The sequence below is a fragment of the Candidatus Pelagibacter sp. PS_37 genome, assembly GCF_059417825.1.
Genome location: NZ_CM182067.1, coordinates 936,930 through 952,062, shown reverse-complemented (window position 1 = coordinate 952,062; position 15,133 = coordinate 936,930). Strand labels below are relative to the sequence as shown.

Sequence of the window (15,133 nt, the reverse complement as noted above, 5' to 3'; positions counted from 1 at the left end):
AATAATGTCTGTTCTTAATCAAAAAACTATCAATAGAGATATTATCTTTAAAGGTGTTGGGCTTCATAGTGGAGCAAATGTAACTATGACGGTTAAGCCAGCAAAACCAAATTCGGGAATTCTTTTTAAAAGAGTTGATTTAAAAGAAAATAATATAGTAGTTCCAAATATTTTTAATGTTAGTAGTGCAGTATTTTGTACAACCATAGCTAATGAAAGTGGGGTTAGTATATCAACAATAGAGCATTTAATGGGAGCATTATATGGTTTAGGGATTGATAATGTCCTAGTAGAGATTGATAATCAGGAAGTACCAATTCTTGATGGGTCAGCAAAAATTTTTATTGAAGAAATATCAAAAGCTGGAATAAAAAGTAGTGAAGCACCAATAAAGATTATTAAAATTGAAAAAAGAATTGAATTTAATGATGGTAAAAAAACAATTTCTATAGAGCCAAGCAAAGTTAGTTTGGATATAGATTTTGAACTAAAATATGAAAATAATTTAATTGGAACGCAAAGAAATTTAGTAAGTGTATTCGAGTCAGATTTGACTGATATTTATAATTCAAGAACCTTCTGTCTTTTTGAGGATATTGCAAAGCTAAAAGAAATGGGATTAGCTCAAGGAGGAAGTCTTGAAAATGCAATAGTTGTTAAGGACAATGAAATTTTAAATGAAAAAGGTCTAAGAAATAAAAAAGAATTTGTAAACCATAAGATTTTAGATTGTATGGGAGATTTATATCTAGCAGGTTATAAAATAATTGGAAAAATTATTTGTTCTCAAGGAGGGCATAAATTAACTAACCAATTATTGAGAAAAGTTTTTCAACAAGACGAAAATTTTTCATTAATAGAGATTACAGAAAAACATTTGCCAAATACCTTCATAAATAAGAGTCACCTAAGATCTATTGCTTAAAAAATAGAGTTTTATTCATAATCTGTTAGAATAAGACCATGCTTTCAAAATTAAAAATTATACTTCTTTTAATCACTTTTACCTTTATTTGGTCTTGTGGAGATAAAACAAAAAAAATATCTGAAATTGTAGAAGTGGATATGGAAATGCAGATGTCAGATGCATACAAAGAGGGTTATTTTGAACTTCAAAGAGGAGATGTTTTATTAGCAGCTAAAAAATTTAATGAGGCTGAGTTGTTATTTCCACAGTCACCCTGGGCTGCAAAATCTGCAATTATGGCAGCTTATGCATACTATACTCAAGATTATTACAGTGATGCAATTTTTGAGTTAGAAAGATATTTAGTAACATATCCAAATCATAAAGATAAAGTTTATGCACATTTTCTTCTAGGTATGAGTTTTTATGAACAAATAGTTGATGAAAAAAAAGACTTAAAATCAATATTAGATTCTAAGGAGCAATTTGAAACTATAATTAGAGATTATCCTAGTACAGAATTTGCCATGGATGCTAAATTTAAAATAGATTTAATTAATGAAATTTTAGCAGCAAAAGAGATGTACATAGCTAGATATTATCTAAAAAAAACTAAGTGGATTCCAGCACTTAATCGATTTAAAACAGTTGTTAAAGATTACAATACAACCATTTATACAGAGGAAGCTCTTCATAGACTGGTTGAAATTAATTATAGACTTGGATTAATTAATGAGTCAAAAAAATATGCAAGCACTTTAGGATACAATTACCAATCTTCTGATTGGTATAAAAATTCTTACAAAGTATTTAATAAAGATTATAGAGATGGCGTAAAAGAATTACAAAAAGATAAAAAGAAAAAGATAGGTTTAATAAAAAGATTTAAGGGATTGTTCGAGTAAAATGAATGATAAAGATCTTGAAATTGAATACTTAAAAAAAATTAATTTATTTCAGAGACATAACAAGTATTATTATGATAAAAACAAACCTATCGTATCAGATCAAGAATTTGATCTTTTAAAAAAAGATATAATAGATTTAGAGAGTAAATATAAATTTTTAAAAAGTGAATATTCTCCCACTAAATCCGTAGGATTTAAACCATCAAAAAACTTTCAAAAAATAAAACATAAAGTTCCAATGTTGTCGCTTGGAAATGCTTTTAATGAAGAAGACTTAAAAAATTTTGAAAAAAAAATAATTAATTTCTTAAGTTTAAAAGATGTAAATACTATCGAATATAGTGCTGAACCAAAAATTGATGGAATATCTGCATCCCTAATTTATATTAATGGAAAATTAACCAAAGGGCTTTCTAGAGGAGATGGTAATGAAGGAGAGGATATTACACAAAATTTAAAAACCATTAAGGATATACCTTTGGGGATTACTAAGAGTAACTTCCCTAAAGAAATAGATATTAGAGGTGAAGTTTTTATAGAAAATAATGATTTTAAAAAAATTAAAGACAAGTTTGCAAACCCTAGAAATGCTGCTTCTGGATCATTAAGACAAAAAAATTCATTAATAACTGCAAAAATTCCATTAAAATTTATTGCCTACACATATGGTTATGAAAAAAAAATGAATATCAAAAATCAAACAAGTTTCTTAGAAAATTTAAAATTATGGGGGTTTAAAACAAACCCATTTAATAAAAAAATTATTGGGGTTAAAAATTTAATGTTAAATCATAAAGAATTAGAGGAAAAAAGAAAAGAGCTGGCATTTGATATAGATGGAATTGTTTATAAAGTTAATGATTTTGATTTACAAAAAAGACTGGGTTTTGCTGCTAATGCACCCAGATGGGCGATAGCACATAAGTTTTCAGCTAATAGCTCAATTTCAGAAATAATGAATATTGAAATACAAATTGGTAGAACGGGGGCACTTACCCCGGTTGCAAAAATTAAACCAGTTAATATAGGGGGCGTCATAGTTTCAAATGCAACGCTTCACAATGAAGATGAAATTGTTAGAAAAGATATAAGAGTAGGGGATACGGTCACTGTTGAAAGAGCTGGAGATGTAATTCCACATGTAGTTTCAGTAGATTTAAAAAAAAGAAAACAAAATTCAAAGAAATTTATTTTTCCATTAAAGTGCCCATCGTGTGGAAGCAAAACAATTAAAGATTATAATGAGACAACTAAAAGACAAGATGCTGTAAGAAGGTGTGCTAGTGAGGGGTTTGAATGTGAAAAAATTGCCATAGAGAGAATTAAACATTTTGTTTCTAAGGACGCATTTAACATAGACGGATTTGGCAAGAAAATTGTTGAAAATTTTTGGAATCTAAAATTAGTAAGACTTCCACAGGATATATTTAAGCTTAATTATAATAAAATAGAAGAACTTGAAGGATGGGGAAAATTATCAGTTGCTAATTTAAGATTCTCAATTGAAGAAAAAAAAAATATTTCTCTAGAGCGATTTATTTATTCATTAGGAATAAGACATATTGGACAAGAAAATGCTAAGCTTATTGCAAGACACCTTAAAACAGCATCTAATTTTTTTAGACTATCAGGGGAAAACAATATTGAAAGTTTATCTAATATTGATGGAATTGGAATAACTCAAATTCAATCCATTAAAAAATTTTTTCTAAATAAAACTAATCTTAAAGTGCTGTCTGAGTTAGAAAAAAATTTATTAATCAAAGATGTAATTTTAATAAATAATAATGGATTGTTAAAAAATAAAACTTTTATGTTAACTGGGAAGTTAAATGGAATAAGTAGGGCGGAAGCAAAATCATTGATAGAACAAAATTCAGGAAAAATAATTAGTAACGTTAATAAAAAACTTGATTATTTAATTGCTGGAGACAAACCAACTCTAAAAAAAATAAACACAGCTAAGGAGTGGAATATAAAAATTATTAATCAGACAGAATGGTTAAAAATGTTAAATAAGAGTGGCTAACCACTTTCTTTCTTTTTTATTAAGTAAACTAGAAAATTCTGAATAAATATTTAAATGATATTTAAACAAGTAATCTTTTTCTATTTTATTTAATAACTTGTAGTTAATTAAATCTTTTTCTAATGGAGCAAGTGTGAGGTTTTCAAAATTAAAGCTTCTTTTGGTTTTTTTGGCATAGATTAAGTTTTCGATCCTAATACCAAAGTGGTTTTTTTTATAAAAACCAGGTTCATTACTCAGGATCATTCCATTTTTTATCTTTATCGAATTATGTTTTGAGATAGATTGAGGTCCTTCATGGACGTTTAAAAAAAAACCAACTCCATGGCCTGTTCCGTGAGCATAATCTTGACCTTCTTTTTTTAAATATTTTCTAGCTCTTATGTCGATTCTTTTTCCAGTGTCATCTTTATTCAAATTTGTTAAGGCAACTGCAATATGTCCTTTTAATACGTTCGTATAAGCATTTTTGATAAATTTGTTTTGTTTTGAGAATGAAATAGTCCTCGTAACATCTGTAGTACCGTAATGATATTGTCCACCCGAATCTACCAATAAAATATCATTCTGTTCAATTTTTTTAGTTGTTTTTTTATTAGCCCTATAATGAACAATTGCCCCATTTGAGCCAGCGCCAGCAATAGTATCAAAACTTGGAAATAAATAATCTTTATTTAGTTTTCTGAATTTTTCTAATTTGTTTTGTGCATACACTTCTGTAATTTTTTTTTTATTAACATTTTTAATCCAATAAATAAATCTTGTTAACGCTAAGCCATCTTTTTTATGGGCTTCGATCATATGTTTTATTTCATTAGAATTTTTGATTGATTTTAATTCATAAACAGGATCATCAAATTTAAGTATATTAAAATTTGATTTAATTATTTTTTCATAAAAAATTGAGCAGGTTTTATTATCAATAATAAAATTTTTACCTTTTAAATTATCTAAAAATTGTGGAAGTGATTTGATTGGTAAAATTTGTTTCTTTTTAATCTTTTTATCTAATAGAAGATTCTTTAATTTTTTTTCATTTGTTATTAAAAAAAATTCTTTTTTTTTATTTAGTATCAATCTTGCATTCGCAATTGGGCTATTTGGATTATCATATCCACGAATATTTAAAAGCCATGCCACATTTTCAGGTGCAGAAATGAAACAATAATCTGCTTTGTTGTTTTTAAGAAATCGCACTACTTTAGAAATTTTAGAACTATATGGCTCACCTACAATTTTTGTGTCTAAAGAGTAGAATGGCTTAGTAGGTTTTTTTTTGAATTTAAATATTTGGTCAATTAAGTTTTGGTCAATTGAAATTAAGTTATTATTCTTGAAATATTTATTAAGTAATTTTGATGTAAATAGTGTTGGGTCATAACCTAAATTAAAATTTTTAATAATTGTATGAGGTAGTTTTTTATGAATTTCAATAATCTTAAAATTTTTAGATGATTGTTGATGTGCTTGAATAGTATACCTTCCATCGACAAATAAATAATTTTGTTTTTTTAAAACTACAGCAAAACCTGCAGAACCTGAAAATCCTGTAATATTCTTTAACCTATCATTTTTTGCATATTCAGAAAAATATTCATCATTTTTTGGAATAATATAACCATCAATGTTATATTTTTTAAATTTTTTTCTTAGAATTTTTATTTTTTTTAAAATCATTTAATTCTTTTTTGATATCTTATCCATCCAGGACTTCTAGTTCCTTCTTCAATTTCAAAATCTTGATTAAATTCAAAATCTTCTTCATTATCTTTAGAGTCGTCAAAAAAAGAATTCTTTTCTAAAAATTTTTCTGGTAATTCCTCAATAAATCTTGAAGCCATACTGTCTATCCAATTTCCTTGATAAAACCTATTCATAGCAAAAGATATCAGTGCTTTTTTTTTTGCCCTTGTTATTCCCACATATGCTAATCGCCTTTCTTCTTCAAGCCCATTTTGGCCTTTCTCTTCAATAGATTTTTGGTGTGGGAAAAGACCTTCTTCCCAACCGGGTAAGAAAACCACATCAAATTCAAGTCCTTTAGATCCATGCATTGTCATCATGTTAACTTTTTCTCCATCCCAATCCTGATCAACTGAGGTGGCAAGAGCCACATGTTCTAGAAAATTTTCTAAATTATCAAAATCTTTCATCGCACTTAAAAGCTCTTTAATGTTTTCAAGTCTGTTTTCATTTTCCAAATCTTTTTTGTTTTTTAACATACTTGAATAACCAGATTCATCTAAAACTAGTTGTAATAATTTAACATGGTTAATTTTTTTAATATTAATGTCATTCCTCCACTTATCCATTAAGAATAAAAAAGAGCTTAGACCAATTTTAGTTTTGGGTTTAATTAAATTTTCTTCAATTAATTTTTTAGAAGCAATTTCTAAACTAACAGCGTTTGTTTTTGAAAACTCATGAATTAATTTTATAGTACTTTCTCCAATTGCTCTTTTGGGATTATTGACTATTCTATCAAAAGCTAAGTCATCTTTTGGCTGGTGAATCAATCTTAAATAGGCAACACAATCTTTAATTTCTGCTCTTTCATAAAATTTTGTCCCACCAAGAATTCTGTAGGGTAAACCAATTTTTAAAAATCTTTCTTCAAATTCTCTTGTCTGAAAAATAGCTCTAACTAGAATAGCAATATTATTAAAAGAATATTTTTTTTTAAGTTTTTTTTCTATTTCATCAGAAACCCCTATTGCTTCATCTTTTCCATTCTTAAAACAATTAAGCTTAACAAGATCTCCTTCCTCCATAGTTGTCTTTAAAGTTTTTCCAACTCTGTTTTGATTGTTAGCTATAAGATTTGAAGCAACAGATAATATATTTTGTGAGGAACGATAATTTTCTTCTAATCTTATTACTTTTGAATTTTTATATACTTGATCAAACTCTAAGAAATTTTTTATCTCTGCTCCACGCCAACTATAAATGGATTGATCATCATCTCCAACACAGCATAAATTTTTATGCTTTTCTGAGAGCAAGTTCAGCCATCTACTTTGAATATAATTAGTATCTTGATACTCATCCACAAGTATATATTTAAAATTATTTGAATAAATATCTCTAATGTCCTGATTTTTTTCTAAAATTTTAACCACGTGTAAAATTAAATCTCCAAAGTCACATGCATTTAAATCTAATAACTTTTGTTGATAAATTTTATATAGAGGACGTATAGTTCTTTCAAAAATATCATTTTTATTGATAACGACTTCATCTGGATAGAAGCCTTTATTTTTCCACCTATCAATTATTGAAAGAATAAATTTTGGGGCTAATTGTTTTATGTCTATATTTTCAGCTTTACATATATTTTTGATTAATCTTACCTGGTCATCTGTATCAATAATTGTAAAGTTTGAAGTTAATCCAGCTGCTGGTGCGTGCTTTCTAAGTAGTTTTGCACATATAGAGTGAAAGGTTCCAAGCCAAGAAAGTCCTATAGCCTCAGAATTTAATATTGAGCTTACTCTATTTTGCATTTCTTTTGCAGCCTTATTAGTAAAAGTCACTGATAAGATTTGGTTTGGAAAAGCTTTTTTTTCGTTGATTATATGAGCAATTCTTGAAGTGAGAACTTTCGTTTTTCCAGATCCAGCTCCTGCAACAATTAGTAACGGTCCATCAAGATATAAAACAGCTTCTTTTTGAGCATTATTCAGGTTGTTTAAATATTCAGAGTTTATCATTTTTTAAATTTGATTATAAGCTGTTAAACTTTCAATGTAATTTATGAAACAAATTGTTAAAAATTTTAATAACTTAATTAAAAAGACAATATTCAAAGTTGAGAATAAAACAAATGATAAGTTTCATGTCAGCAAATTTAGTAAATATTTAATATCTTTAATAGTTGTATTATTTATTTACATTTTTTATTTATCAATACCCCTTTTATATGACAAAAATTGGATACAAAATAAAATTGTAACTGAATTAGGTAATGAATTTAATATAAATCCAGACAATTCATTTGATTTTTCTTATCGTATTTTACCAAAACCTCATTATTTAATTAGAGACAGCAAAACTTCTTTAGCAGAGATTAAAACATTAAATGTTTTTATTAGTCAAAATAATTTTTTCAATAAGGATAGTATTAGAATAAACGAAGTAGTTATTGAAGAAGCAAATTTTTCTTTATTAAGCAATGATTTAAAACCACTTTATAAAGAAAGTGAAAATAAATTTTCTAAAAAAAAAATTAAAATTAATGATAGTAATGTTTTTTTTAAGAACAATTTAAATGAAGTAATTTCAATTATAAAAATCTCCAATGCATTTTTATTGTTTGATGAAAAAAATTTATTTAACCTTTTTGATTTAAATGGAGAAATTTTTAATATACCTTTCAAACTAAAATATGAAAATGCACTTAATTTACGAAAACAAATTGAGATAAATGCTCCCGATCTTAAACTAAAAGTTATAAATAATTTTTTTAAAAAAGATGAAAACTTAAGTAGTGGAATAAGTAATATTTCTATTTTAGGTTCATCTATTAATACAAAATTTAATATTAAAGATCAAATAGCAATATTTCAATCAGATGGTTCTAGAATTTATAATTCTAAAATAGATTACAAGGGACAACTTGCAATAAATCCATTTGATCTAAATCTAAAAATTAATTTATACGATTATAAAATTTCAAATTTATTTACACCAAACTCTATAATCAATGAATTTATTAAATCAGGTTTATTATTTAATGAAAATATTAGTGTACAAACTTTAGTAAATATTAAGTCTACTAAAAAAGATGAAATTTTTAATGAAGTTAAACTAGAGTTAAGAATTTTAAATGGCAAAATCAGCTTTGATAAATCAGTATTTATTAACAATAACATTGGTTTAATGGAAATCTCTAATAGCGATTTATTTTTAGACAATGATAAGTTATTTTTAAGTTCTAATTTATCAATAGACATTAAAGATATTGATAAATTATACTCTTTTTTAAACACCAGTAAAAATTCAAGAAAAAACATTAGAAATATTAAGTTAAATATAATTTATGATTTCTTGAGTAATCAAATTGAACTTAATAATATTAAGATAAACGATAATGATGTGAGTTCTCAATTTAACAATATAGCCGAAGGTTTTATTGATATTAATTCTAATAATTTAACTAAAAGCAGAAAGTTGCTGAACGAATTAATTAACCTTTATGATGGGTAAATCATTTTTTTAGGATCTACTATTTTCTCATAATCTTTCTCATCAACAAGACCTGTTTTAAGAGTTTCATACTTTAGTGTTGTCCCATTTTTTAAAGCAGTCTTTGCAATTTTTGCTGTATTATCATATCCAATGTGCGGAGCTAGCGCTGTTACTAGCATTAAAGAATTATCCAGATGCTCTTTAATTCTTTTCTTGTTAGCTTTTATTCCTTTAACACAATAAATCGCAAAATTTTTAGTACTATCTGCAATAAGATCTATCGATTGAAGTACATTATGAGCAATCATTGGCTTAAATACATTCAATTCAAAATGCCCGTGCGATCCAGCAATTGTAATTCCAGTATGATTGCCTATTACTTTCGCACAAACCATTGTTACTGCCTCACATTGAGTAGGGTTAACTTTTCCAGGCATAATAGATGAACCAGGTTCATTTTCTGGCAATATTAATTCACCATATCCAGCACGAGGCCCTGAACCTAAAAATCTCACATCATTTGATATTTTCATTAATGCAACAGCACATGTATTTAGTGTACCTGAAAAATTTACAATAGAGTCATGAGCTGCAAGTTCTGCAAATTTATTTGGAGCTGGTTTAAAGGGGATTTTAGTATATTTAGCAATCTCTTTAACAATTTTTTTATCAAAACCTTTTTTAGAGTTAATACCTGTCCCAACAGCCGTCCCACCTTGTGCTAAAAAATATATTTCTTTAAGTGAAAGCTCTACTCTTTCAATGCATTTTTTTAGCTGTACCTCGTAGCCTGAAAATTCTTGCCCAAGTGATAATGGTGTTGCATCTTGTAAATGGGTTCTGCCAATTTTAATAATATTTTTAAATTCTTTAGATTTTTTTGCTAACTCTTTTTCTAAAATTTTTAAACTAGGTAATAGCTTTGATATAGTCTCCTGAGCAACAGATATATGCATAGCTGTTGGAAAAACATCATTTGTTGATTGAGATTTATTTACATGATCATTTGGATGAACTGGTTTTTTTGAACCTTTTTTTCCACCCAATATTTCAATTGCTCGGTTTGCAATTACCTCATTAACATTCATATTAGTTTGTGTGCCAGATCCTGTTTGCCAAACCTTTAAAGGAAAATTTTCATCTAGTTTTCCTTTAATAACTTCATCGGAAGCTTTAATTATTGAATTAGTAATTTTTTTATTTATTTGCTTTTCTTTATAATGCACTAAAGCAGCAGATCTTTTAATGATCGCAATAGATTTTATTATAGAAATATTAACTAAAATTTTTCCAATATTAAAAAACTTATTAGATCTTTGAGTTGATGCACCCCAATATTTATCACCAGGTACATTAATATTTCCAATACTGTCAAACTCTTTTCTTAATTTCATTGATTAATATATAATTAGTAATTTAATATACTTATATATTAATTTTTAAAAACTTACAGGAGCTAAATGTCAAATTTTAACAAAGTAAAAACTTTTATGGAAACCTTTGGTCAAGAAGTCAAAACTAAGCCATCTTTTAGCTCTGATAAGATCAATAGTCTTAGATATGATTTAATAAAAGAGGAATTAGAAGAGCTTAAAGAAGCAATGGAAAATAAAGATCTTTTAGAAGTTGCAGATGCTTTAACAGACATATTGTATGTAACTTATGGGGCTGGACATGCATTTGGTATTGATCTTGATAAGTGCTTTGAGGAAGTGCAAAACTCAAATATGAGTAAGTTAGGTGAAGATGGTAAACCTATCTATAACGAATCTGGAAAAGTTATGAAGGGCCCTAAATATTTTAAACCTGATCTAACTAAATTTGTAAATTAGTAGGGGCGTTCTGTTACCCGGTGCCCCAGACCGTGCTTCTATAATTAACCTAAGTTAATTATGCAGCAAGTGCGTAACTTTCGTCAGCATTTAAAGTTTAGCCCGTTACGGTGGAACAATCCCGAACGAAAGAATAGCCTTTAGTCACCCGTCGATCCTATTTCACCCCCGTAAGTTGTAAATGGTGGAGGTGGTGGGTACTGCCCCCACGTCCGTAATGGTTATTACGAAATTCGTTTATCGTCGTAGTTGGCAAGCCAACACTATTACTATAAAAGCATTTGAGAGAGATTCAATAAAAATCATGAAATTAACTAAAGAACAATCACAAGAGATCAAAGATCAACAAGGTCAGCAAAATCAAACGAAAAGGGTTACTGCCCCAGCGCTTGAAAATATTCTGTATGAGGCAATGCCAGCATTAGACCATGGTTTTGTAAGAGTTATTGATTACATGGGAGATGACACTTCAATTGTTCAGTCAGCTAGAGTTTCATATGGAAAAGGAACCAAACAAGTTTCAACAGATGCAGGTTTAATTAAATATTTAATGAGACATTGGCACAGCACTCCATTTGAAATGTGTGAAATCAAATATCATGTGAAGCTTCCAATCTTTATTGCCCGACAATGGATAAGACATAGAACAGCAAACGTTAATGAATACTCAGCAAGGTATTCAATTTTAGATAAAGAATTTTATTTGCCATCTGCAGAAAATTTAGCAGCTCAATCTTCAAGCAACAGACAAGGTAGAGGTGATGTTATTGAAGGTGAACAAGCAAAAGAAGTTTTAGAACTTTTAAAAAATGATGCTGAACAAACTTATGACAACTATGAGATGATGCTCAATCAAAGATTTGATGGATCAACGATTGATGAAAATAAAAAAGGGTTAGCAAGAGAACTTGCAAGAATGAATTTAACTTTAAACACTTATACCCAGTGGTATTGGAAAACTGATTTATTAAACTTAATGAATTTTTTAAGATTAAGAGCTGATAGTCATGCTCAGTATGAAATAAGAGTTTATGCTGACATCATGTTAGATACTGTTAAGAAATGGGTACCTATAACTTATGATGCGTTCATGGATTATAGAGTAGGGGGCACAGAAGTTTCAGCTAAAGGAAAAATTATCATTCAAAAACTTATTAAAGGTGAGGATGTTAATCCAGATAGTTCAGGCTTATCCAAAAGAGAATGGAATGAACTTATGGTTTCTTTTGATCTTAAAGATAAGTTGATTTAATTTTTCTAGCAAAGTCTAAATATATTTTAGAAATTTCGTGTTCAGGATTAGCTTCAACAATTGGCTTTCCTTCATCTCCACATTTTCCAACCTCAGGATTTATTGGAATTTCTCCTAAAAATTCTTTTTCAAATTCTTCCGCAGTTCGCTTAACCCCACCTTCACCAAATATTTTATATTTTTTACCATCATCACCAGTGAAATAGCTCATGTTATCAACTAAACCCAAGATCTTAACTCCAAGCTTGTCAAACATTTTAATCCCTCTTTTAACATCAAGGAGTGCCACTTCTTGAGGAGTTGAGACAATGATTGCTCCATCCATCTTAATTTCTTGAGAAAAAGTTAATTGGGTATCTCCAGTTCCTGGAGGCATATCAACAATGATAAAATCTAAATCTTTCCAACCAACTTTTTGTGTAAAGGTTTTAATTGCACTAGTAACCATAGGTCCACGCCAAATCATTGGAGTTTGCTGGTCTGCAAGAAAACCAATGGACATGCATTGAATATCATATTTTGTAATTGGAGTTAAGGTTTGACCATCACTTTTTGGTTTTTCATTAATATCAAACATCTTTGGAATTGATGGACCATAAATGTCAGCGTCAAGTAAACCAACTTTACAGCCAATTTGTTTTAATGCTAAAGCAAGGTTGGTTGCAAAAGTTGATTTTCCAACTCCTCCTTTTGCACTTGAAATAGCTATTGTAAATTTTGTTCCTAAAATTGGGTTCTTTGTGAACTTTCTAGGTTCCAGTTTTTTTTTCATTGCGTCACTTAGTTCTGGCTTTTTATCTGTCATATTTTTATCATTACTTGTTTTTTGTGAGAAAGACATTATATACTTTGTCATATGTCAGACGATTTTCAAGGTAGAGGCGGAAGTCCCTGGGGAACACCTCCAGGAGGAGGAAATGGTTCGGGAAAAGGACCTACACCACCTGATGTAGATGCAATTATTAGAGATATTCAAAGTAAAATAAATAAATTTTTACCTGGTGGAAGTTCATCAGGAGGAAAACCAATTATATTAGTTCTAATTATTTTAGCCTTCGTATGGTTAGCAAGTGGCCTATATAGAGTACTTCCAGATGAACAAGGTGTTGTCCTTAGATTTGGTAAGTTTATTAAAACTACACAACCAGGATTAAATTATCATATTCCTTTTCCAGTAGAGGCTGTTGAAACACCAAAAGTTACAAAAGTTAATAGAATGGATATTGGTTTTAGATCTGAAAGAGAAAGTGGTTTTTCACAAGGTGGAGGAGTGGCAGATATCCCTCAAGAAAGTTTAATGTTAACAGGGGATGAAAATATTGTTAATATCGATTTTTCAGTATTCTGGATAATTAAAGATGCAGGAAAATTTTTATTTGAGGTCCAAGACCCAGAAAGTACAGTGAAAGCTGCTGCAGAAACTGCAATGAGAGAAGTTGTTGCTAAAAGTAATATTCAATCAATTTTAACTGAAGGAAGAGCTAAAATTGAAATTGAAACACAAGAAATTATTCAAAAGATATTAGATGAATACAATAGTGGTATTCAGGTAACTCAAGTACAAACGCAAAAAGCAGACCCACCTAATCAGGTAATTGATTCTTTTAGAGACGTGCAAGCTGCAAGAGCGGATATGGAAAGATCAAAAAATGAAGCTGAAGCTTATGCAAACGATGTGATCCCAAGAGCTAGAGGAGAAGCTGCAAAAATTATGCAAGCAGCTGAAGCTTATAAACAACAAGTGGTTGCTCAAGCAGAAGGTGAAGCTAGCAGATTCGTATCTATCTATGAAGAGTATGCGAAAGCAAAAGAAGTTACTCAAGAAAGAATGTACCTAGAGACTATGGAAAAAGTTTTGGCTGATATTGATAAAGTAATTATAGAAAAAAATGCAGGTTCAGGTGTGGTGCCGTATTTACCATTACCAGAGCTAGGTAAAAAAAAGGCAAGTAACTAATGAAAGTACAAAAAATTTTATTACCAATAATTATTGCAGTAGGAGCATTAGCGTTTCTATCTATGTTTATAGTTAAAGAGACAAACCAAGCGATTGTTCTCCAATTTGGTGATCCTAAAAGAATTATTACAAAACCAGGTTTAAATTTTAAAATTCCTTTTATTCAAAACGTAGTTTTTCTAGATACAAGAATTTTAAATTTAGATACACCACCAGAAGAAGTTATTGCATCAGATCAAAAGCGTTTAATTGTTGATGCATTTGCAAGATTTAGAATTGTAGATCCTTTAAAATTTTATATTTCAGTTGGCAATGAAAGAGTTGCAAGATCAAGACTAGCAACGATTATTAACTCAAGACTGAGAAATGTACTCGGTCAGCAAGAATTACAAACTTTACTTTCAAAAGATAGAACTAAACAAATGGCTTTGATACAAGAAGGCGTAAATACTGAAGCTGAAAGTTTTGGAATTAAAATAGTAGATGTTAGAATTAAAAGAGCGGACCTTCCACAAGCAAACAGTGATGCAATTTATAGAAGAATGCAGACTGAAAGGGAAAGAGAAGCAAAAGAATTTAGAGCAAGAGGTGCTGAGATGGCGGTTACAATTACTTCAACTGCAGACAAAGATGTTTCTGTAATTTTAGCAAATGCTAATAAAGATTCTGAAATCATGAAGGGTCAAGGAGATGGTGAAAGAAATAAGATCTTTGCAGAAGCCTTTGGAAGAGATGCAGAATTTTTTGCTTTCTACAGAGCGATGCAAGCCTATGAAACTGCTTTAATTGGTGGACAGACATCTTTAATTTTATCACCTGACAGTGAATTCTTTAAATTTTTTGGTAACATAAAACCAAAAAATTAATCTAAAATAATGAAAGAGCTAATTATAGCTTTTGGACTTTTTCTTTTTATAGAAGGAATTTTATATGCCTTATTTCCATCAAAAATGAAAAGTATGTTAAAAAAAATGGAGATGATAAAAGATTCACAATTAAGAAGTGGTGGATTAATTTTTGCAGTTATAGGTTTTATAATTATTTGGTATATAAAAAGTTAA

Annotated in this window: 13 protein-coding genes and 1 other RNA gene; 9 read left to right on the top strand and 5 right to left on the bottom strand. The window is 28.8% G+C overall.

All coding sequences use genetic code 11. The annotated features are described in order from the left end of the window. Positions 1-4: 4 nt before the first annotated feature. Genes lpxC through ligA form a run of 3 tightly spaced genes read left to right on the top strand, consistent with a single transcriptional unit; the run spans position 5 to position 3,844 of the window. Entirely contained in the window at positions 5-925 is a 921-nt protein-coding gene (gene lpxC, locus AC5SL9_RS05075) for a UDP-3-O-acyl-N-acetylglucosamine deacetylase (protein ID WP_006997890.1), read from the top strand. Between the two features lie 38 nt (positions 926-963). Beyond that, complete coding sequence (locus tag AC5SL9_RS05070; RefSeq protein ID WP_271480590.1) at positions 964-1,812, top strand: outer membrane protein assembly factor BamD; 849 nt, start codon at positions 964-966, stop codon at positions 1,810-1,812. Between the two features lies 1 nt (position 1,813). Continuing rightward, positions 1,814-3,844 carry an NAD-dependent DNA ligase LigA gene (ligA, locus tag AC5SL9_RS05065; protein WP_494573910.1) on the top strand — a complete coding sequence of 677 codons (2,031 nt, stop codon included), beginning with the start codon at positions 1,814-1,816 and terminating at the stop codon, positions 3,842-3,844. Here ligA and AC5SL9_RS05060 read toward each other — a convergent pair. Continuing rightward, a complete protein-coding gene (locus tag AC5SL9_RS05060) occupies positions 3,827-5,521 on the bottom strand; it encodes a M24 family metallopeptidase (RefSeq protein WP_494573909.1) in 1,695 nt (564 codons plus the stop codon). The genes ligA and AC5SL9_RS05060 overlap by 18 nt on opposite strands. Further along, positions 5,518-7,554, bottom strand: coding sequence for an ATP-dependent helicase (locus AC5SL9_RS05055; protein WP_271479604.1), 2,037 nt, complete (start codon positions 7,552-7,554; stop codon positions 5,518-5,520). Before AC5SL9_RS05055 ends, AC5SL9_RS05060 begins: the two co-directional genes overlap by 4 nt. Before the next feature lie 43 nt (positions 7,555-7,597). Here AC5SL9_RS05055 and AC5SL9_RS05050 point away from each other — a divergent pair, with 43 nt between their 5' ends. Next, the gene (locus AC5SL9_RS05050) at positions 7,598-9,049 is read left to right on the top strand and encodes an AsmA family protein (protein ID WP_494573908.1); all 1,452 of its coding nucleotides are present in this window, start codon (positions 7,598-7,600) and stop codon (positions 9,047-9,049) included. Here AC5SL9_RS05050 and fumC read toward each other — a convergent pair. Further along, entirely contained in the window at positions 9,037-10,425 is a 1,389-nt protein-coding gene (gene fumC / locus AC5SL9_RS05045) for a class II fumarate hydratase (protein WP_494573907.1), read from the bottom strand. The two genes, AC5SL9_RS05050 and fumC, sit on opposite strands and share 13 nt — an antisense overlap. Before the next feature lie 66 nt (positions 10,426-10,491). Between fumC and AC5SL9_RS05040 the strand changes: the two genes are divergently transcribed. Next, positions 10,492-10,863, top strand: a complete 372-nt coding sequence (locus AC5SL9_RS05040; RefSeq protein WP_494573906.1) for a pyrophosphohydrolase domain-containing protein — start codon at positions 10,492-10,494, stop codon at positions 10,861-10,863. Here the strand turns inward: AC5SL9_RS05040 and ssrA are convergent. After that, positions 10,862-11,163: a transfer-messenger RNA gene (gene ssrA, locus AC5SL9_RS05035) on the bottom strand. The two genes, AC5SL9_RS05040 and ssrA, sit on opposite strands and share 2 nt — an antisense overlap. A gap of 4 nt (positions 11,164-11,167) precedes the next feature. Between ssrA and thyX the strand changes: the two genes are divergently transcribed. Then, positions 11,168-12,115 (top strand): FAD-dependent thymidylate synthase, encoded by a 948-nt coding sequence (thyX, locus tag AC5SL9_RS05030; RefSeq protein WP_006997900.1) that lies wholly within the window; start codon positions 11,168-11,170, stop codon positions 12,113-12,115. On the opposite strand, the gene AC5SL9_RS05025 is transcribed toward thyX, so the two are convergent. Then, the gene (locus tag AC5SL9_RS05025) at positions 12,096-12,971 is read right to left on the bottom strand and encodes an Mrp/NBP35 family ATP-binding protein (RefSeq protein ID WP_494573905.1); all 876 of its coding nucleotides are present in this window, start codon (positions 12,969-12,971) and stop codon (positions 12,096-12,098) included. The two genes, thyX and AC5SL9_RS05025, sit on opposite strands and share 20 nt — an antisense overlap. Between AC5SL9_RS05025 and hflK the strand changes: the two genes are divergently transcribed. From hflK to AC5SL9_RS05010, 3 genes are read left to right on the top strand one after another with little or no spacing between them, the layout of a single operon-like run. Next, positions 12,972-14,072, top strand: coding sequence for an FtsH protease activity modulator HflK (hflK, locus tag AC5SL9_RS05020; protein WP_011281404.1), 1,101 nt, complete (start codon positions 12,972-12,974; stop codon positions 14,070-14,072). It begins immediately after the preceding gene. Next, on the top strand, positions 14,072-14,938 hold the full coding sequence (gene hflC, locus AC5SL9_RS05015) for a protease modulator HflC (protein WP_006997903.1): 867 nt from the start codon (positions 14,072-14,074) through the stop codon (positions 14,936-14,938). Before hflK ends, hflC begins: the two co-directional genes overlap by 1 nt. Positions 14,939-14,947: 9 nt before the next feature. Next, positions 14,948-15,133 carry a DUF2065 domain-containing protein gene (locus AC5SL9_RS05010; RefSeq protein WP_006997904.1) on the top strand — a complete coding sequence of 62 codons (186 nt, stop codon included), beginning with the start codon at positions 14,948-14,950 and terminating at the stop codon, positions 15,131-15,133.